13 protein-coding genes are annotated in these 18565 nt (G+C 71.4%); 9 read left to right on the top strand and 4 right to left on the bottom strand.

Going from position 1 to position 18565, the window contains the following annotated elements; all coding sequences use genetic code 11:
- Positions 1–95: 95 nt before the first annotated feature.
- Positions 96–260 (top strand): hypothetical protein, encoded by a 165-nt coding sequence (locus P3L51_RS14400; RefSeq protein WP_354605584.1) that lies wholly within the window; start codon positions 96–98, stop codon positions 258–260.
- A gap of 124 nt (positions 261–384) precedes the next feature.
- Positions 385–3429, top strand: coding sequence for a helix-turn-helix transcriptional regulator (locus P3L51_RS14395; RefSeq protein WP_354605583.1), 3045 nt, complete (start codon positions 385–387; stop codon positions 3427–3429).
- Positions 3430–3869: 440 nt separating this feature from the next.
- On the opposite strand, the gene P3L51_RS14390 is transcribed toward P3L51_RS14395, so the two are convergent.
- Together P3L51_RS14390 and P3L51_RS14385 are read right to left on the bottom strand one after the other, a co-directional pair.
- Positions 3870–5078 carry a PQQ-dependent sugar dehydrogenase gene (locus tag P3L51_RS14390; RefSeq protein ID WP_435594446.1) on the bottom strand — a complete coding sequence of 403 codons (1209 nt, stop codon included), beginning with the start codon at positions 5076–5078 and terminating at the stop codon, positions 3870–3872.
- Positions 5079–5116: 38 nt separating this feature from the next.
- Positions 5117–6109 (bottom strand): aldo/keto reductase, encoded by a 993-nt coding sequence (locus P3L51_RS14385; protein WP_354605605.1) that lies wholly within the window; start codon positions 6107–6109, stop codon positions 5117–5119.
- Positions 6110–6279: 170 nt separating this feature from the next.
- Here P3L51_RS14385 and P3L51_RS14380 point away from each other — a divergent pair, with 170 nt between their 5' ends.
- The 7 genes from P3L51_RS14380 to P3L51_RS14350 all read left to right on the top strand — a co-directional run bounded on the left by P3L51_RS14380 (position 6280) and on the right by P3L51_RS14350 (position 17322).
- Positions 6280–7218, top strand: a complete 939-nt coding sequence (locus P3L51_RS14380) for a 2-hydroxyacid dehydrogenase (RefSeq protein WP_354605581.1) — start codon at positions 6280–6282, stop codon at positions 7216–7218.
- 461 nt (positions 7219–7679) lie between these two features.
- Positions 7680–10589, top strand: a complete 2910-nt coding sequence (locus P3L51_RS14375; protein ID WP_435594445.1) for a putative bifunctional diguanylate cyclase/phosphodiesterase — start codon at positions 7680–7682, stop codon at positions 10587–10589.
- Positions 10590–10799: 210 nt separating this feature from the next.
- On the top strand, positions 10800–12686 hold the full coding sequence (locus P3L51_RS14370) for an acetolactate synthase large subunit (protein WP_354605580.1): 1887 nt from the start codon (positions 10800–10802) through the stop codon (positions 12684–12686).
- A gap of 35 nt (positions 12687–12721) precedes the next feature.
- Complete coding sequence (gene ilvN, locus P3L51_RS14365) at positions 12722–13249, top strand: acetolactate synthase small subunit (protein ID WP_023538455.1); 528 nt, start codon at positions 12722–12724, stop codon at positions 13247–13249.
- A gap of 132 nt (positions 13250–13381) precedes the next feature.
- Positions 13382–14383: a ketol-acid reductoisomerase gene (gene ilvC, locus P3L51_RS14360; protein ID WP_354605579.1), complete on the top strand. Its 1002-nt coding sequence runs from the start codon at positions 13382–13384 to the stop codon at positions 14381–14383.
- Between the two features lie 397 nt (positions 14384–14780).
- Entirely contained in the window at positions 14781–16385 is a 1605-nt protein-coding gene (gene serA, locus P3L51_RS14355) for a phosphoglycerate dehydrogenase (protein ID WP_354605578.1), read from the top strand.
- A gap of 319 nt (positions 16386–16704) precedes the next feature.
- On the top strand, positions 16705–17322 hold the full coding sequence (locus tag P3L51_RS14350) for a TetR/AcrR family transcriptional regulator (protein ID WP_354605577.1): 618 nt from the start codon (positions 16705–16707) through the stop codon (positions 17320–17322).
- A gap of 64 nt (positions 17323–17386) precedes the next feature.
- Here the strand turns inward: P3L51_RS14350 and P3L51_RS14345 are convergent, their stop codons facing one another.
- Complete coding sequence (locus P3L51_RS14345) at positions 17387–17917, bottom strand: hypothetical protein (RefSeq protein ID WP_354605576.1); 531 nt, start codon at positions 17915–17917, stop codon at positions 17387–17389.
- A 76-nt stretch (positions 17918–17993) separates the two neighbouring features.
- Positions 17994–18565 (bottom strand): PucR family transcriptional regulator (locus P3L51_RS14340; protein ID WP_354605575.1); only part of this gene is annotated, 572 nt, incomplete at its 5' end.

Raw genomic sequence — 18565 nt, 5'->3', positions numbered from 1 at the left:
AAGATGCGGCACTCGCCCGATGCGGGCGCACCCCCTGGGCGACGAATGTCGAGGCATCGCAGGACGCCGACACACTTCGTGACAGGGGAACCGAGATGTTCGAGTACGAGACGCACCGGATGCGGGCGGCCGAGCTGATCCGTGAGGCCGACAACCGGCGGCTGATCCGCGAGGTCCGCAAGGCCCGCAAGGAGGCCGCCCGCAACGCCCGCGAGGGGCGGGTGAAATCGCTCCGCGGCCGGTTCGTGAGCGCGGCGTGACGGGCGTACAGAGATGGCCGCCCGCCCCGACCTCCTGAAGAGGTCGGATCCGCGGTCGCCGCATGTGCCATCGGTGCGTGCGGCGCCCGCGACAACGAGTGCCGCACTGTCGTACCCCTGTGCGATGCTCGGAGTTGTGGAGACCAAGTCAGTCAGTCCGGTGTTCGTCGGTCGCGACGGCGAGCTGACCGTACTGACCGACGCGCTCGCCCGCGCCGCCGCGGGCGAGCCACAGGCGCTGCTCGTCGGCGGTGAGGCGGGGGTCGGCAAGACCCGGCTCATCGAGGAGCTGATCTCGGTGGCCTGCCGCGACAGCGCGGTCGTCGCGGTCGGCGGCTGCGTGGAGATCGGCGGCGACGGACTGCCCTTCGCTCCCTTCTCCGCGGCCCTGCGCGGCCTGCGTCGGCTCCTGCCCGAGGAGATCGCCGCGGCCGCCGAGGGCCAGGAGGGCGAACTGGCCAGGATCCTGCCCGAGTTGGGCCCCTCGACGAGCGGCGCCCTCGGTGAGCACGGCACGGCCAGCCTCTTCGAGCTCACCGTCCGGCTGCTGGAGCGCGTCGCCGCCGACCGCACGGTCGTGCTCATCCTGGAGGACCTGCACTGGGCGGACGCCTCCACCCGCCACCTGCTCGCCTATCTGTTCCGTACGCTGCGCCGCGGCCGGCTCCTCGTCGTCGCCAGCTACCGCGCCGACGACATTCACCGCCGTCACCCGCTGCGCCCGCTCCTGGCGGAGCTGGACCGGCTGCGTACGGTCAGCAGGGTCGAGCTCTCCCGTTTCAGCCGCGCCGAGGTCCGGGGGCAACTGCGCGGCATCTTCGGGGACGAGCCGGCGCCGCAGCTCGTCGACGAGATCTTCGGGCGCTCCGACGGCAACGCGTTCTTCGTGGAGGAGCTGGCCGTCGCCGTCGAGTCCGGCTGCCGTTCGGGACTCACCGACTCGCTGCGCGATCTGCTCCTCGTCCGCGTCGAGACGCTGCCGGAGAACGCCCAGCGGGTGGTCCGGATCGTCGCCGAGGGCGGCGCCTCCGTGGAGTTCCCCCTGCTGCTGGCCGTCGCGCAGCTCTCCGAGGACGACCTGATCGAGGCGCTGCGCGCCGCCGTCGGCGCGAACATCCTCCTCACCACGGCGGACGGCGACGGCTACCGCTTCAGACACTCCCTCGTCCGCGAGGCCATCAGCGACGACCTGCTCCCCGGCGAACGCTCCCGGCTCAACCGCCGCCTCGCCGAAGCCCTGGAGGCCGACCCCTCTCTCGTACGGGGCGACGAGCGCACCACCCGTCTCGCCAGCTATTGGTACTACGCGCACGACGCGGCGAAAGCCCTGCCCGTCGTCCTGCTCGCCTCCGTCGAGGCCCGCCGGCGGTACGCCCACGCCGAGCAGCTGCGGCTGCTGGAGCGCGCCATGGAGCTGTGGGACGCCGCGCCCGAGGACGTACGGGCCTGCCTCAGGCCCCCGGACGACACCGAGGTCTACCCCCTCACCGCCGAAGGCGCGAGCGGCCCGCTGCGCTATCTCGACCTGCTGGCAGAGGCGACCGTCGCGGCGCGTTCCGGCGGCGACCGCGAGCGGGCCCTGGCGCTGTCCAAGAAGGCCATGCGGGTGCTGGAGAAGGCGGACGACCCGCTGCGCGCCGCCTGGTTCTGGACCCAGCGCTCACGGCTGGTGCAGGAGCTCACGCGCGGCGACGGCTGGGACGAACTGGCCACCGCGCAGGACCTGGTGCTCGGCCTGCCGCCCTCCGCCGTGCACGCCTCGGTCCTCTCCGACGTCGCGAGCTGGGGCGCCCTGCACCGGCCGGGGCCGAACAGCCTCGCCGCCGCCGACCGCGCCGTGGAGTACGCGCGCCTCGTCGGCGCGGAGAACATCGAACTGAACGCCAGACACACCCGCGGCTGGCTCACCACCGAGTCGGGATCCATCGAGGAGGGTCTCGCCGAGATGTACGCGGTCCGGGACCGGGTCCTGGAACTCGGCGGCGACGGCACGCTCGGCATGCTGGGCCGTATCAGCATCAACCTGCCGTCCACTCTGGAGAGCGTGGGCCGCTCCGAGGAGGCGGTGACCGCCGCCGAACTCGGCATCACCCTCTGCCATCAGCGGGGTATGTCCGACAAGGAGGCCTGGGTCCGGGTCAACCTCAGCGAATCCCTCTTCTCGCTCGGCCGCTGGACCGAGGCGCGGTCGGCCATCGACGAGGCCGCCCAGATCGCGTACGCCCCCAAGGCACGCGCCCTGGTGGCCGTACGGCGCGCGACGCTCGCCCTCGCGTGCGGGGACGCCGCGGAGGCCGAGAGCCAGGTGACGCTGGCCCGCGCGGTCTTCGGCCCGCACGACCCGCAGCCGCAGCACGTCATCGCGCCGGCCAGGCTGGCGATGGTCAGCGCCGCGCGGCAGGGGCGACTCGCCGAGGCCCGCGCCGAGTTCGAACAGGTCACCGCGCAGGGCTTCCCGCCGGGCATGCAGCGGTACGCGCTGCCGCTGCTCTGTTCGGCCGCCGGGATGGAGGCGGACGCGCGCGGACTGCCGGAGGCCGACGCGGGCCGGGAGGAGATCCTGGCGACCGTCCGCGACCACGCGAAGCGACTGCCCGCGATCGTCCCGATCTGGCAGGCGTACGACCTGCTGCTCGAAGCTGAACTCGCCCGCGCCGACGGGATCGTCGCCCCGAAGCTGTGGGCCCGCGCCGTGTCGGCCTTCGAGGCGTTGGGGCGGCCGTACGAACTCGCCGACACACGCCACCGCTGGGCGGCGGACCTCCTCGCGGCCTCCGCCGACCGGGAACAGGCCGCGGCGCTCCTGCTCCAGGCCCACACCACGGCGAAGAGGCTCGGCGCACGGCTTCTGGTGGAGCAGACCGAACTCCTCGCCGGCCGGGCGCGGATCAGCCTCGCCACGACCCCGCGGCTCGCCCCGGCGCCCGCCTCCGAGGCCGACGCCCTCGGTTCACTGGGCCTCACGCCCCGCGAACAGGACGTCCTGCGCCGGGTCGCCGAGGGCCGCAGCAACCGCCAGATCGCCGAGGAGCTGTACATCTCGCCCAAGACGGCGAGCGTGCACGTCTCCAACATCCTGGCCAAGCTCGGCGTCTCGGGCCGTACGGAGGCGGCGGCGATGACGCACCGCCTGCACCTCTTCAACGACCTGGAACCTTCACACTCCTAGCCGACCAGCGAACACCCGGGCCTCTGACGGGGCGCCGCGGGGCGCCAGGCGGCACCCCGGCGGCGAGGAGCGCGAGAAGCCGAGCCGCTCGCACGAGTCCGGGCCCCGGCCCGGCCTGGTACGTCCCGAGCCCCTGGCCGGACCCGCCCGCCGGGGCGAATCTCGCGTAGTGCGGATCGAGATCGCCGACCGGCGGATGCGGTTCCGTGAACAGGGCGCGCCCGGTGCCCACCGGCCGGCAGCCCGGCGTCCTCGGGACCGACCGTCCGCGCCGGTGCGCGGGCCGTCGCCCAGGGGGCTTCCCGATCCCATGCCTCCGCGGCAGGCACGGGTGAGGGACCCGTCCTGTCCTTGCCGCTACCAGGCCCCCGGGGAGAGGGAGGGGCGAGAGACGAGAGCCGCTACCCCCCCGGGGGCCTGGTGGCGGCACCTCACCTTCGCTATGTCACATCCACCCGAAGGATCTTGTCGTCTCCCGGCTTCGGGGTGCCCCGGCCGTCCGTGTTGCTCGTCATCAGCCAGAGCGCCCCGTCCCCGGTCGCCAGCACCGTACGCAGACGGCCGTACTCACCCTGGAAGAAGGCCTCGGCGGCGGCCGACGGTTTCACGCCGGCCAGGGGGATCCGCCAGAGCCGCTCGCCGCGCAGCGCGGCCATCCAGATCGACCCCTTGGCGAAGGCGATACCGCTCGGCGACGCGTCGCTCGTCCTCCACTCCTCCACCGGATCGACGAAGCCCGGCTTCCCGGCCTTGCCCTCGGCCTCCGGCCAGCCGTAGTTCTTCCCCGGCTCGATCAGATTGAGCTCGTCCCAGGTGTTCTGGCCGAACTCCGACGCCCACAGCCGCTTCTCGGCGTCCCAGGCGAGGCCCTGCACATTGCGGTGCCCGTACGTGTACACCACCGAATCGGCTTCCGGATTGCCGTGCACCGGCTGGCCGTCCGGGGTCATCCGCAGAATCTTCCCGCCCAGGGACTTCTTGTCCTGCGCGAGGCCCGTCTCACCCGTCTCGCCCGTGCCCGCGTAGAGCATCTTGTCCGGGCCGAAGGCGATCCGGCCGCCGTTGTGGATGTTGCCCTTCGGGATGCCCCGCAGCACCGTGTCGGGCGCGCCCAACTGCTGGCCCACCGGCCGCTTCGGGTCGTACAGCATGCGGGCGATGCGATTGTCCGAGTCCGTCGTGAAGTAGGCGTACACATACGTGTCCGAGGCGAACGACGGGGAGATCGCGAGGCCCAGCAGACCACCCTCGCCGCCGGGGGAGACCCCCGGCACCTGGCCCACCTCGGTCTTCTTGCCATTCTCCGAGTCGACCCGCGTGATCGTCCCCTCGTCGCGCGAGGAGACCAGCAGATCCCCCTCGGGCAGCGCCGCCATGCCCCACGGCGACTTGAGGCCCTCGGTCAGTGTGGACACCACCTTCGCCGAGCCCTTCGCGGGCGGCGCCGACGGCTTCGCCTCGTCGTCCGGAGGCGTCGAACCACCGGACACCGACGCGGACGGGGAACCCGCCGGGCCCTCGGACTTCGCCGTGCCGTCGGAGGACGAGCACGCGGTCACCACGAATAGCGCCGCTGCGGCCAACACGGCCGTCACTGGAGCACGTTGCACGGTCTTGATCCCTTCGACGGCTGAGTCTCTACGTTTCATACACCGCAGCCTCCGTCCAGGTTCCCATCGACCCGGTGTCAGTGCCACGACTCCCACGCCGCGGGCAGCGCGGCGATTTCCGCCAGATCCGCCGCCGACAGCGTCAGCCCGGCCGCCCGCGCGTTCTCCACCGCCCACCGCTCCCGCTTCGCCCCCGGAACGGGCACGACCTGGGGGCCGCGCGCCAGCACCCACGCCAGCGCCACCTGCGCCGGCGTCGCCCCGCGCCGCTCGGCGACCCGCCGCAGCCCCGCCACCACCGGCTGGTTCGACGCCATGATCTCCGCGGTGAAGCGGGGATGCCTGGCCCGTACGTCTTCCGGCTCGAACCCCTGCCCGGGAGTGAGCGTGCCGGTCAGATAGCCGCTCCCCAGCGGCATCGCCGCCAGGAACCCGACGCCCCGCGCCGCGCACCACGGCAGCAGCCGCTCCGTCGCCTCCCGCGACCACACCGACAGCTCCGCCTCCACCGCGCTCACCGGAAACACCTGCTGCATCCGCTCCAGCAGCCGGATCGTCGCCGCGTACCGATCCGTGCCGGTACGGCGCGACGCGCGGGCGTCCACCGCGCACATCCCCAGGGCCCGCACCTTCCCCGCCGCCACCAGTTCCGCCATGGCGCCCCAGGTCTCCTCGACCGGCACCTCCGGATCGGCCCGGTGCAACTGGTAGAGGTCGATCACATCCGTCCGCAGCCGCCGCAGCGACGCGTCGCACGCCCGGCGCACATAGCCGGGACGGCCGTTGGCGACGAGGTGCTGATCGCCCACCAGCAGACCGCACTTGGTGGACACGAAGGCGTCACCGCGCCGCTCCCGAAGCACCCGCCCCAGCAGCAACTCGTTGGTGAACGGGCCGTACATGTCGGCCGTGTCGAGCAGCGTCGTACCGGCGTCGAGCGCCGCGTGCACGGTGCGCGACGAACGGTCGCCCCGCTGCTCGGAGGCGCTGTAGGCCCAACTCATCGGCATACAGCCGAGACCCACGGCGCCCACCGTGAGTGCCGTCGCACCGATCGCCCTGCGCTCCAACTGCCCCGCCCTCCCGCTTCCTTCCACATCCGCTCCCGGACGAACCGCCCCCGGACACACTCCAGCTAACCTCATGGGCTCCTCGGCGCCGCTACGCCCCGACACCGGGCCGTTCCGGTCCTCGGGACGCCCCTTCAGCACCCCCATGGGCGTCGCATAGCCTCCTGGCCATGACTTCAGACGTGTGGCTGCCGATCCCCGCCGACGAGATCGAAGGGCTCCCGGAGGGCCTGGACTACCGCCACTGGGACGGGGCCGCGGACTACCCCGCCGATCCGGCCGACTGCGCCTTCTACGTAGTCCCGTACATGAAGGGCATGGACGTCGCGCTCCGGCCGCTCGCCGCGATGACCTCCGTACGCGTCGTACAGACCCTCTCGGCCGGCATAGACCACGTCGCCCCCGGCCTCGGCTCACTGCCCTCCGGCGTACGCCTCTGCAACGCCAAGGGCGTCCACGAGGCCAGCACCGCCGAACTCACCGTCGGACTTGTCCTCGCGTCCCTGCGCGGCATTCCCGGCTTCGTCCGGGGCCAGGACGCCGAGGAGTGGCGGTCGGGCTTCTACCCGGCGCTGGCCGACAAGTCCGTACTGATCGTCGGATACGGCTCGATCGGCGCCGCCATCGAGGACCGGCTCGCGCCCTTCGAGTGCGCGCGGGTGGCGCGCGTGGCGCGCTCCGCCCGTGCCACCGAGCGCGGCCCCGTGCACGCACTCACCGATCTGCCGGACCTGCTCCCCGAGGCCGACATCGTGATCGTGTCGACGCCGCTCACCGAGGAGACCAAGGGCCTGGTGGGCGCCGGGTTCCTGGCCCGTATGAAGGACGGCGCGCTGTTTGTGAACGTCGCGCGCGGCCAGGTCGCCGACACCAAGGCGCTTCTCGCCGAGCTGGAAAGCGGAAGGATCAAGGCGGCTCTGGACGTCACCGATCCGGAACCCCTCCCGCCGGGGCATCCTCTCTGGCATGCTCCGGGTGTCCTCATCAGCCCGCACGTGGGCGGATCCACCTCGGCCTTCATGCCGCGCGCCAAGCGCCTGCTCGCCGACCAACTCACCCGCTACGCGGCGGGAGAAGCCCTGCGCAACGAGGTGCTCACCACCGGCTGAGCCCCCGTCGGTCCGCACTCGGGAACGACAACTTCCTGCTCGTCACGGAGAGTAGAAGAACTATGTCCCTGAGTGACGAGTCTGGTGTATCGTCCCGATCTGGGGGCCGCGTCGTGCGAGGGACGGCGTGGCGGAGCGATCAGAATCCGAGGGGGGCGACGGGCGATGTACTGCCGATGGACGAACGATCCGACGCGGAAGGGCCGCCCACGGCGGCATTCGGACCTGCCGGCGCGCGGCCGGGCGACGACGCCCCGCGCCTCGGAGCCGCCCCGCGACACGACGAAGACCCACGCCTGGGCGACGCGCCTCTCGGAGACGCGCACCTCACCGACGCGTGTCCCGCCGGTGCAGGGGTGTGTCCACGAAGGAACGCCGACCGCACGCCGGGCGGGACTTCGCGGAGAAGCCCAAGGACCCGGCGCGTCGGCGGTGACGGCGACACCCCCCGAGGTGACGTCATGACCGCCCCCGGAGCGCTCCTCGGCCGCCGCACGACCCCGGGCGGCGGGACCGGCGGTGGCCCCGACGACGGCGGGGGCGGCACCGGCCTCATGGCGCAGCTCCTCCTCGCCCTCATCTGCGGCGGTTACGCCACCGGCGCGGCCCTGGGCTGGGGCTCCCGCGAAGTGGCGCTGTTCATGGGGGACTTCGGTCTCAGCATCGCCGCCCTGATCGCCTCGGTCTCCTGCTTCCTCTACGCCCGCGGCAACGACAGCCGCTTCCGGCCCGCCTGGCTGCTCTTCTCGCTCTCCTCCGCCATGGCCGCCGGGGGGAACGCGGTCTGGGGCTGGTACGAGGTCGTGCTCGACCGCCCCGTACCGAGCCCCTCCCTCGCCGACCTGTTCTTCCTCTGCTTCGCGCCGCCCGCCATCGTCGGCCTGCTCGTCCTCGCCAAACGCCCCGTCAGCAAGGCCGGCTGGGTCTGTCTCGGCCTCGACGCCTGGCTGATCGGCGGCTCGCTCCTCACGCTCTCCTGGAGCCTGGCCCTCGCGCACACCACGCACTTCGACGGCGAGACCGTCGCCCACGCGGCGCTCTCCCTCGCCTATCCGCTGCTGGACATCGTGCTCGTCAGCATGGTGCTCGCCCTGCACTTCCGGCGCTCGACCGGCAGCCGTACGGCGATCAACTCCGCCATCGCCGCCCTCGCCCTCACGGTCCTGTGCGACGCCCTGTTCACCTCCCCGCTGCTCCGGGAGACCTACCGCTCGGGCCAACTGCTCGACGCGGGCTGGTTCGCCGGGTCCCTGCTGCTCGCGTACGCGCCCTGGGGCGTCCGCACGGCCGCCGAGAGCCCGCCCGCGCAGCCGCGGGATCCCCGCCCGCCCAGGCATTCCAGCAGGCCGATCGCGGGCTCCCTGGCCGCCCTCACGCCCTATCTCGCCGCCGCCGTGTGCACCCTTGGGATCCTGTACAACGTCATCGAGGGCCGCCGCGTCGACCGCGTGGTGGTCCTCACCGGCTGCACGGTCGTCCTCGCCCTGGTCGTACGGCAGGGCATCATGCTCGTCGACAACATCGCGCTCACCCATGAACTGGCCCAGAAGGAGAACCACTTCCGCTCCCTGGTCCAGGGATCGAGCGACGTCATCATGATCGCCGGGCCCGAGGGCACCCTCGACTACGTCAGCCCCGCGGCGGTCGGCGTCTACGGACGCGAGGCGGACGGTCTCGTCGGCGCCGCACTGGAATCGATCATCCACCCGGACGACCGCGGCCGGGTCAAACGCGAGGTGCGCCGCTTCCTCGCCGCTCCTCCTTCGGAAGAGCCCACCACCCGCATCGAATGCCGCTTCAAATCGGGCTCCGGCGACTGGCTGAACGTGGAGTCCACGGTCAACCGGCACCAGGGCGGCCTGATCCTCAACAGCCGCGACGTCACCGAACGCGTGAGGCTCCAGGCCCAGTTGCAGCACAACGCCGAGCACGACCCGCTCACCGACCTGCCCAACCGCGCCCTGTTCACCGAGAGGGTCCGCCAGTCCCTCTCCGGACGCCGCGCGGGCGACCCCGGCACGGCGGTCCTCTTCATCGACCTCGACGGCTTCAAGGGCGTCAACGACCGCCTCGGCCACCAGGTCGGCGACGAACTGCTGATCCACGCGGCCCGCCGCCTCCAGGAATCGGTACGGGCCGGGGACACCGCCGCCCGACTCGGCGGGGACGAGTTCGCCGCCCTCATCCTCGGCGACGGCACCGACGACCGGACCGCCCGGGAGTACCAGGTCCACGAGATCGCCGACCGGCTGCGCCTCAGGCTCTCGCAGCCGTACCGCATCGAAGGCAACGATGTCCGCGTCGCCGCCTCCATCGGAGTCGCCTTCGCCGAACCGGGCATCACCCCCACGGACCTCATGCGCAACGCCGACCTCGCCATGTACCGCGCCAAGGCCGGCGGCAAGGACCGCGTCGAGCTGTACGCGCCCCAGATGCAGGCCGACGTGGTCCGCAGGACCGAGCTGGCCATCAGGCTCCGGACAGCCCTGCGCGACGGTGAGTTCGCCCTGCTGCACCAGCCCGTGGTCGACCTGTCCAACGGACGGATCTCCGCCGTCGCCGCCCAGGCCCGCTGGCGCTCCGCCCAGGGCATCCTCTTCACACCCGCCGAGTTCTTACGGGTCGCCGACGACAACGACCGCACCGCCGAGTTAGGACGCTGGCTGCTCGAAGAAGCCGTCGAGCAGGCCGCCGAGCGCGGCCGGACGGGCCACCTGGTGCCGGTCACCGTCCGCCTCTCCGCCCGCAGGCTGCTCGACCGGTCCATGCCGCTCGGCTCCATCGAAGCCCTCCTGACCCGCCACGGGCTCCCCTCGGGCGCCCTGCTGATCGAGCTGGCCGACAGCGACCCCCGTACGTCCCTGGACGAGCTGGAGCACCGCCTGGTCGCGCTGCGCCGCCTCGGCGTACGGATCGCGCTGGACGGCTTCGGCAGCGGTTACGCGGCGATCAACGCCCTGCGCAGGCTCCCCGTCGACGTACTGAAACTGGACCGCGGGCTGGTCGAGGGCGTCGTCGAGTCCGCCAGGCTGCACAAGATCACGGCGGGGCTGCTCCGGATCGCCGGCGATCTTGGCATGGTCTCGGTGGCCGACGGCGTCGACGTACCGGAACAGGTGCTCGCGCTCCGCGCCATGGGCTGCACCCACGGCCAGGGCATGGCCTTCTCGGGCCCCCTCGACGAGTACCGGCTGCGCCGCGCGCTGATCCGCGGCGACTTTCCGCTCCCCGGCGCCGCCCCGCTGCCGGTGCTGACGGGTGGCTCCCTGCCCGTGCGCCGTACGCGCGCGGCCACCCCGGACATGATTCCCCGGCCAAGCACCCGACCGTCCCTCCGCTCAAATGTTGAGACGCCAGTCCCACCCACTTGACAGTGGTGGCGCGTCAGAGGGAGGGTCAATGCCATGCGCACCCGAATTCTCGTACTTGGACAGCGCGTCGGCTGAAGCAGTGCCCACCACCGGCCCTGCAGACCGCACCCGACGCGCTCCCCTCGCCTGCCTCCCGGCACGAGGGGTTTTTTGTTGCACCGGAACAGCCCAAACCCCCGCAAAAACCTCAGCTTCGAGAAGAGAATGACGATGACCGAGCAGGCCACCGGGGCCCACCCGACGCCGCGCGCCCGTAACGGCGGACCCTCGTCCGCCACCGTTGAGCACGTCACGGGCGCGCAGTCCCTCATCCGCTCTCTTGAGGAGGTCGGGGCCGAGACGGTATTCGGCATCCCCGGCGGCGCCATCCTTCCCGCCTACGACCCGATGATGGACTCCACCCGGGTCCGTCACATCCTGGTCCGCCACGAGCAGGGCGCCGGCCACGCGGCGACCGGCTACGCGCAGGCCACCGGCAAGGTCGGCGTCTGCATGGCCACCTCGGGCCCCGGCGCCACCAACCTGGTCACCCCGATCGCCGACGCGCACATGGACTCCGTGCCGCTCGTCGCGATCACCGGCCAGGTCGCGAGCAAGGCGATCGGCACGGACGCCTTCCAGGAGGCGGACATCTGCGGCATCACGATGCCGATCACCAAGCACAACTTCCTGGTCACCAAGGCCGAGGACATCCCGCGCACCATCGCCGAGGCGTTCCACATCGCCTCGACGGGCCGCCCGGGACCCGTGCTGGTGGACATCGCCAAGGACGCCCTTCAGGCGAAGACCACCTTCAGCTGGCCGCCCACCCAGGAACTGCCCGGCTACCGCCCCGTCACCAAACCGCACGCCAAGCAGATCCGCGAGGCCGCCAAGCTGCTCACGCAGGCCAAGCGGCCGGTGCTGTACGTCGGCGGCGGCGTCATCAAGGCCGGCGCCACCGCCGAACTGCGCGTTCTCGCCGAACTCACCAACGCCCCCGTCACCACCACCCTGATGGCGCTGGGCGCGTTCCCCGACAGCCACCCGCTGCACGTGGGAATGCCGGGCATGCACGGTGCGGTCACCGCCGTCACCGCGCTGCAGAAGGCCGACCTGATCGTCGCCCTCGGAGCCCGCTTCGACGACCGCGTCACCGGCAAGCTGGACAGCTTCGCCCCGTACGCGAAGATCGTCCACGCCGACGTCGACCCGGCCGAGATCGGCAAGAACCGCGCCGCCGACGTGCCGATCGTCGGCGACGCCCGCGAGGTCCTCGCCGACCTCGTCCAGGCGGTCCAGGCCGAACACACCGAGGGCAACGTCGGTGACTACAGCGCCTGGTGGCGCGACCTCAGCCGCTGGCGCGAGACGTACCCGCTCGGCTTCGACCAGCCGGCGGACGGCAGCCTCTCCCCGCAGCACGTCATCCAGCGCATCGGCCAACTCGCCCCGGACGACACGATCTACGCGGCGGGCGTCGGCCAGCACCAGATGTGGGCCGCCCACTTCATCGACTACGAGCTGCCCGCCACCTGGCTCAACTCCGGCGGCGCGGGCACCATGGGCTACGCGGTCCCGGCCGCGATGGGTGCCAAGGCCGGCCAGCCGGACCGCACCGTCTGGGCGATCGACGGCGACGGCTGCTTCCAGATGACCAATCAGGAACTGGTCACCTGCGCCCTCAACAACATCCCCATCAAGGTCGCGATCATCAACAACGGCGCGCTGGGCATGGTCCGCCAGTGGCAGACCCTCTTCTACAACCAGCGATACTCCAACACCGTCCTGCACAGCGGTCCCGACGTGGCCGCCGGCGGCTCCTTCGAGGGATCGGGCCGCGCGGACGACGCGAAGCCCAACGGCGGCACCCGTATCCCGGACTTCGTGAAGCTGTCCGAGGCGATGGGCTGCGTCGCGATGCGCTGCGAGTCCCCGGACGAGCTGGACGCCGTGATCGCCAAGGCCAACTCCATCAACGACCGCCCCGTGGTGGTCGACTTCATCGTCCACGAGGACGCCCAGGTCTGGCCGATGGTCGCCGCGGGCACCTCCAACGACGAGGTCCTGGCCGCCCGGGGTGTGCGCCCCGACTTCGGCGACAGCCTGGACGACTGAGCCGGATGCCGAGAGCGAGAGAAAGAACGACGAAAATGTCCTCCAAGCACACCCTCTCCGTCCTGGTGGAGAACACCCCCGGCATCCTGGCCAGGATCGCCGCGCTGTTCTCCCGGCGCGGCTTCAACATCGACTCACTGGCGGTGGGTGTCACCGAGCACCCCGACATCTCCCGCATCACCATCGTGGTCAATGTCGAGGACCTGCCGCTCGAACAGGTGACCAAGCAGCTCAACAAGCTGATCAACGTCCTGAAGATCGTCGAACTCGAGCCCGGCGCCGCGATCCAGCGCGAGCTCGTCCTGGTGAAGGTCCGCGCCGACAACGAGACCCGCTCCCAGATCGTCGAGATCGTGCAGCTCTTCCGCGCCAAGACCGTGGACGTCTCACCCGACGCCGTCACCATCGAGGCCACCGGATCGAGTGACAAGCTCGACGCGATGCTGAAGATGCTGGAGCAGTTCGGCATCAAGGAGCTCGTGCAGTCCGGCACGATCGCCATAGGGCGCGGCGCGCGGTCCATCACGGACCGCAGCCTGCGGGCGCTCGACCGCAGCGCGTAGCCCGCGCCGCCGGAGCCGTACGGGAGCGGGACCGGTTCGCATGCCGAGACCGTGAGACGGCCTTTACCCGCCCCGCCGTACGGTGGGGCGCACACAGCGACACCTCAGTTTGCACACCAAGGAGAAGACCCAGTGGCCGAGCTGTTCTACGACGACGATGCCGACCTGTCCATCATCCAGAGCCGCAAGGTCGCGGTCATCGGCTACGGCAGCCAGGGCCACGCCCACGCGCTGTCGCTCCGTGACTCGGGTGTCGATGTCCGGGTCGGCCTGCACGAGGGTTCCAAGTCCAAGGCGAAGGCCGAGGAGCAGGGCCTGCGCGTGGTGACGCCCGCCGAGGCGTCCACCTGGGCCGACGTCATCATGATCCTGGTGCCGGACCCGATCCAGGCGCAGGTCTACGAGGAGTCCATCAAGGACAACCTGAAGGACGGCGACGCGCTGTTCTTCGGCCACGGCCTGAACATCCGCTTCGGCTTCATCAAGCCGCCCGCGGGCGTCGACGTCGCGATGGTCGCCCCGAAGGGTCCCGGCCACCTGGTCCGCCGTCAGTACGAGGAGGGCCGCGGCGTGCCGTGTATCGCGGCCGTCGAGCAGGACGCCACCGGCAAGGGCTTCGAGCTGGCGCTGAGCTACGCGAAGGGCATCGGCGGCACCCGCGCCGGCGTCATCAAGACGACCTTCAGCGAAGAGGCCGAGACCGACCTCTTCGGTGAGCAGGTCGTCCTCTGCGGCGGTACGTCCGCGCTGGTCAAGGCCGGCTTCGAGACGCTGGTCGAGGCCGGTTACCAGCCGGAGATCGCGTACTTCGAGTGCCTCCACGAGCTGAAGCTGATCGTGGACCTGATGTACGAGGGCGGCCTGGACAAGATGCGCTGGTCGGTCTCCGAGACCGCCGAGTGGGGCGACTACGTCACCGGCCCGCGGATCATCACGGACCAGACCAAGGCCGAGATGAAGAAGATCCTCGCCGAGATCCAGGACGGCACGTTCGCCCAGAACTGGATGGACGAGTACCACGGCGGTCTGAAGAAGTACAACGAGTACAAGAAGGCCGACAGCGACTCGCTGCTGGAGAGCACGGGCCGTGAGCTGCGCAAGCTCATGAGCTGGGTCGACAACGACGACGCCTGACGCGTTCCCGGTGCCGGGCCCGCGCTTCGGGCCCGGCACCGGACCGGTCGTCGAGTCGGTGGTCGAATCGGTTCGTCGGACGGGTGTCGGACCGCCCGTCGTACCGGTCGTTGAACCGGCCCTCGAATCGGCCCTCGAATCGGCCGCGTTGTCGCTCGCCCCAAGGGCGTTTCGCGGTCGTCGGTAAGCGCTTGTGGCGGGTCCGACCACGTACGGGTGATCTGCCCGGCGAGACGGGAAACCCCCGCCGCCCGCACCACTACACTGCTGGATACATCCGCGTCAGGCCCACAATGTCGTGCGTCTTCCACGCGATCAGGCCCGGACCAGGGCCTGACACCCTCCGCCGCCTGCGGCCGTCGGGACGGCCGTCCGCAATGGACTTGTGAGGACCCACGTGAGCTCGCGTTCCAATCAAAAGCCGGTTGTACTCATCGCCGAAGAGCTGTCGCCCGCCACTGTCGACGCGCTCGGTCCGGACTTCGAGATCCGTCACTGCAACGGCGCCGACCGCGCCGAGCTGCTGCCCGCCATCGCCGACGTGGACGCGATCCTCGTCCGCTCCGCGACCAAGGTCGACGCCGAGGCCGTTGCCGCGGCGAAGAAGCTGAGGGTCGTCGCCCGCGCCGGTGTCGGCCTCGACAACGTCGACGTCTCCGCCGCCACCAAGGCCGGCGTGATGGTCGTCAACGCGCCCACCTCGAACATCGTGACCGCGGCCGAGCTGGCCTGCGGCCTGCTGGTCGCCACGGCGCGCAACATCCCGCAGGCCAACACCGCCCTGAAGAACGGCGAGTGGAAGCGCAGCAAGTACACGGGCGTCGAGCTGAGCGAGAAGACGCTCGGCGTCGTCGGCCTCGGCCGTATCGGTGTCCTGGTGGCGCAGCGCATGTCGGCGTTCGGGATGAAGATCGTCGCGTACGACCCGTACGTACAGCCCGCGCGGGCCGCGCAGATGGGCGTCAAGCTGCTCTCGCTGGACGAGCTGCTCGACGTGTCGGACTTCATCACCGTGCACCTGCCGAAGACCCCCGAGACGCTGGGGCTGATCGGCGACGAGGCGCTGCACAAGGTCAAGCCGACCGTGCGGATCGTCAACGCCGCGCGCGGCGGGATCGTGGATGAGGAGGCGCTGGCCTCCGCGCTCAAGGAGGGCCGCGTCGCGGGCGCCGGTCTGGACGTGTACACGAAGGAGCCCTGCACGGACTCCCCGCTCTTCCAGTTCGACCAGGTCGTCTGCACCCCGCACCTCGGCGCGTCGACGGACGAGGCGCAGGAGAAGGCGGGCGTGTCGGTGGCCAGGTCGGTGCGCCTCGCGCTCGCCGGTGAGCTGGTGCCCGACGCGGTCAACGTCCAGGGCGGCGTCATCGCCGAGGACGTACGGCCGGGCCTGCCGCTCGCCGAGAAGCTGGGCCGGATCTTCACGGCGCTGGCGGGCGAGGTCGCCGTACGCCTCGATGTCGAGGTCTACGGCGAGATCACGCAGCACGACGTGAAGGTGCTCGAACTGTCCGCGCTCAAGGGCGTGTTCGAGGACGTCGTCGACGAGACCGTGTCGTATGTGAACGCCCCGCTGTTCGCGCAGGAGCGCGGCGTCGAGGTGCGTCTCACGACGTCGAGCGAGTCCCCCGACCACCGCAACGTGGTCACCGTGCGGGGCACGCTCTCGGGCGGCGAGGAGGTGTCGGTCTCCGGCACGCTCGCGGGTCCCAAGCACCTGCAGAAGATCGTGGCGATCGGTGAGTACGACGTCGACGTGTCCCTGGCCGACCACATGGTCGTCCTGCGGTACGAGGACCGTCCGGGTGTCGTCGGCACCGTCGGCCGGATTCTCGGCGAGGCGGGGCTGAACATCGCGGGGATGCAGGTCTCGCGCGCGGAGGAGGGCGGCGAGGCGCTGGTCGTTCTCTCCGTCGACGACAACGTGCCGCCGGCCGTGCTGGTCGAGATCTCGGACGAGATCGGCGCGAACTCGGCGCGTTCGGTGGATCTGACCGACTGATCGCTCTGTTTCGACGGCGAGGGGCCCGGGATCTTTTCCCGGGCCTCTCGCCTTTTCGCGCCGCTGAGTACCGGCGCCGGGCCCCGAGTCCCGGCCCCGCGTGGCGGTGTCGCGGCCGGAACGGCGGCGAGCCGCATGCCGTGGACGAACGCCACGCGGGCTACGTCGGGCACCGATTCGCCAAGACGGTGCGGGAGTTGACCGGCGACGACGGTCGCGCCGCCGATCTCCTGCCGTTTCCCGGGCCAACACCGCCACCATCACTTACCTATGACAAGCGTATGGGACGATTGTATGCATTTGCGTTAGGCTTCCTCGCATGGGACATCGCGAAGATCTGCTCGAAGGTGCCAAGCGCTGCCTGCTGGAGAAGGGGTACGCCCGGACCACGGCGCGCGACATCGTCGCCGCGTCGGGGGCCAACCTGGCGTCCATCGGCTACCACTACGGCTCGAAGGAGGCACTGCTCAACGAGGCGTTCATCGCCGTGACGATGCAGTGGGGCGACCGGGTGACCGAGCCGGACGAGGTGCCTGGGGCAACTGACGCGGAGGCGGCGACGACGCCCGCGCGCGACGGTGCGTCACCCGCGTCGCTCGACCACTTCCGCGACGTCTGGGCGAAGGTCGTCGCCTCGCACGAGGAGAGCCGCCCCGTCTGGCAGCTCCAGTTGGAGGTCGCCTCCCGGGCCGGGATCGATCCCGCGCTCCAGAAGGCCCTGGCCGAGAAGCAGTTGGAGGGCCGTGAGGGCCTCGCGGCGGCCCTGTTCGGCGTCGACGCGAAGGACGACCCGGAGAAGGCCCGCGTGGTCGGCCTCCTCACGCAGGCGCTGCTCGCCGGCGTGATGGTGCAGTGGATGGTCGACCCGGAGACCGCGCCGTCGGCGCAGGACCTGACGGACGGTCTGCGCGCGATCATCGGCGACGACCTGGTCTGAGGCTCCTGCCCCGGACACGGCGCGGCGCCCGCGAGGCCCGTGGTGCCCGGGAGGCCCGTGGCGCTCAGGCGGCCGTGGCGTTCAGGTGGTACGTCGTGTCGACCCAGAAACCGGCGGCGGACGCCGCCTTGATCTCCAGGACGTACTGCCCCGCGATCAGCGGTGTCATGGCTGCCCAGACGCCCCACGCGTTACGCCGGAACGGCCCCGCCTGGAACGTCGGCGAGGTGAACTCCCGCAGGGGGAGCGGCGCACCGTTGAGGGCGGCCTCGGCGCGCGCGACGGGCATGGCGAGCGGCTGCTTCACGTACACGACGGGGCGCTGGACGTTCAGGATCGGGAAGAACACCGGTCGCCCGGCGGGCAGGTCGCACCGGCGCACGACGCGACCCCCGTAGGTCCCCGCCAGGAACCAGAGGTCGTGCGGCTGGTTCCAGCCGGCGTGCTCGCCCGTGTCGTCCAGGACCGGGCTGCGGTCGTCGGGCGCCGACAGCGCCCACTGCCACCACCGGGCCGCCAGTGCCCCGCCCTCTTGGTCGGTCAGCTCCCAGGAACCGCCCTTGGCCATCTCGTTGCCCGCCGTCGCGTCGCTCACGTGCGTCCCCTCCCCGGAATCCACGAATGGCCCCAACTATCCCCGACGCGCGGACGGTGCGCCGAGGCGGCCGGACTCAGGACCAGAGCCGCGCCGACTTCAGCGCCATGTGCAGCAGCAGCCGGTCCTCGCCGTCGGCCAGGTCGAGGCCCGTGAGCTGTTCGATGCGGGAGAGCCGGTAGTAGAGCGTCTGGCGGTGGATGCCCAGCTCCGACGCCGTACGGCCCGCCTGGCCCGCGCGGTCGAGATACACCTCCGCCGTGTGCGTCAGGTCCGCGTGCGCGGGCGTCAGCAGCGGGCGCACCGCCGGGTCGGCGCCGGTCACGGGAGCCAAGGACGTCAGCAGCCGGTACGGGCCGATCTCCGACCACTGGGCGACGGGGCCGAAACGTGGCTGCACCGCCGCGGCGCGGGCCGCCGCGACCGCCTCGTGCCAGGCTGCCGGGAGGTCGGCCAGGCCACGGCGCGGCGTGGCCGCCCCGGCGGTCGCTCCCGGGCCCGCGACGGCCCGCAGCCGGGACGTCGCGTCGAGCGTGGGCGCCAGCGCGTCGGCCGAACGGAGCCGTACGAGCACCGCCAGCGCCCTCGGGACCTCCAGGGCCTCCCCGGTGCCCCCCGCACGCGCCCCGTCCTGTCTCTTATACACAT

Origin of the sequence: Streptomyces panacea (genome assembly GCF_040560175.1) — a bacterium.
Classification (GTDB): Bacteria; Actinomycetota; Actinomycetes; order Streptomycetales; family Streptomycetaceae; genus Streptomyces; species Streptomyces panacea.
This window is presented reverse-complemented; position numbering and strand designations above follow the sequence as displayed.

Coding starts and splice junctions, on each gene's coding strand:
- P3L51_RS14400 (WP_354605584.1), top strand. CDS start 96: ATGTTCGAGTACGAGACGCACCGGATGCGGGCGGCCGAGCTGATCCGT.
- P3L51_RS14395 (WP_354605583.1), top strand. CDS start 385: ATGCTCGGAGTTGTGGAGACCAAGTCAGTCAGTCCGGTGTTCGTCGGT.
- P3L51_RS14390 (WP_435594446.1), bottom strand. CDS start 5,078: ATGAAACGTAGAGACTCAGCCGTCGAAGGGATCAAGACCGTGCAACGT.
- P3L51_RS14380 (WP_354605581.1), top strand. CDS start 6,280: ATGACTTCAGACGTGTGGCTGCCGATCCCCGCCGACGAGATCGAAGGG.
- P3L51_RS14375 (WP_435594445.1), top strand. CDS start 7,680: ATGACCGCCCCCGGAGCGCTCCTCGGCCGCCGCACGACCCCGGGCGGC.
- P3L51_RS14370 (WP_354605580.1), top strand. CDS start 10,800: ATGACCGAGCAGGCCACCGGGGCCCACCCGACGCCGCGCGCCCGTAAC.
- ilvN (WP_023538455.1), top strand. CDS start 12,722: ATGTCCTCCAAGCACACCCTCTCCGTCCTGGTGGAGAACACCCCCGGC.
- P3L51_RS14350 (WP_354605577.1), top strand. CDS start 16,705: ATGGGACATCGCGAAGATCTGCTCGAAGGTGCCAAGCGCTGCCTGCTG.